This is a genomic window from Phocaeicola sp. RTP21198st1_B8_RTP21198_201120, assembly GCF_040929485.1.
Lineage (GTDB): Bacteria > Bacteroidota > Bacteroidia > Bacteroidales > Bacteroidaceae > Phocaeicola > Phocaeicola dorei.
Genome location: NZ_JBCOCI010000341.1, coordinates 1 through 1,162, shown reverse-complemented (window position 1 = coordinate 1,162; position 1,162 = coordinate 1). Strand labels below are relative to the sequence as shown.

The 1,162-nt window shown below is 44.9% G+C and carries 2 protein-coding genes; both read left to right on the top strand.

The features are described from left to right. Nucleotides 1-586, top strand: a 586-nt coding sequence (locus AB5935_RS26085; protein ID WP_368327882.1) for an outer membrane beta-barrel protein, incomplete at its 5' end; no start/stop codon positions are given. A gap of 105 nt (nucleotides 587-691) precedes the next feature. Continuing rightward, a partial coding sequence (locus AB5935_RS26080; RefSeq protein ID WP_410525553.1) for a hypothetical protein occupies nucleotides 692-1,162 on the top strand: 471 nt, incomplete at its 3' end.

The following is a 1,162-nucleotide window of genomic DNA, read 5'->3' as shown; positions in this document are numbered from 1 at the left end:
TCAAGCGCAAATCGTATCATCCAGAAGTGCAATCGTCAAAACAGAGAAGCAAGCCAGCAGCACACAATGGTTCTTGCGTGCAGGTTTGAATATCATGAACTTCTCCGGTGACGGAGCCGAAGGAGCTGACTCAAACATCGGATATAACGCAACATTTGGCTACCAGAAGCCTTTAGGCAGCACAGGAGGATACTGGGGAATGGAATTTGGACTCGGCTCCCGTGGTTTCAAAGTGGAAGACACGAAGTGCATGGCTCATAATATACAATACTCTCCGTTCACATTCGGATGGAAATTTGCAGTGGCGGACAATGTTCATATCGACCCGCATGTAGGAGTCTTTGCCAGCTACGATTACACGAGCAAAATGAAAGCAGACGGAGAGAGCATCAGTTGGGGAGATTACGCAGATTACATGGAAGTTGACTACAATCATTTCGATGCCGGTATGAATATCGGTGTAGGAGTCTGGTACGACCGTTTCAACCTGGATCTCACCTATCAGCGCGGATTCATAGATACATTCAGCGATGCCGACGGATTCAAGACCAGTAACTTTATGATTCGTCTAGGTATTGCCTTCTAAGGACAACCAAACCTCAATAAACCATATTATTTATTCAGCGTCCACGATCTTTTCTCTTCGCAAAAAGGGCCGTGGATGCTGTTTTCTTAAAAATAACGGAATATGATGACCAAACGACAATTTCTGGCAATCATGTATCTGCTGACGGGAGTTATCCCGCTGATAGCACAGACTTTCACCGAACAGAAAAAGAGCTATCCCGTCAGTGCAGACGGCAATAAATATGTGGTCAGCGGATTTACCCCTTTCAGCAGCATGCATGACGAGAACATCTACGCTAATGCACTGTTATGGACTGTCAAAAATGTCTGTCCGCAGCTACGGGAAGGGATCACAGAGGTAAACGTACCGGCTAAAAACTTCAGTTGCGATCTGATACTTGCCTCGCAAGCAGATTCAAATCAGAAGAATACTTACTATTGCAAAGCCCTGTTTCAAGTAAAAGACGGCAGGCTGGTCTACTATCTTTCCAATATACGGATAGAATCATCAGCAGTGATAATGAAAAAAATCACTCCCATGGAGAAGCTGCAACCGGACAATAAAGCATCTCACAAAGAAATCACGGATGACTTC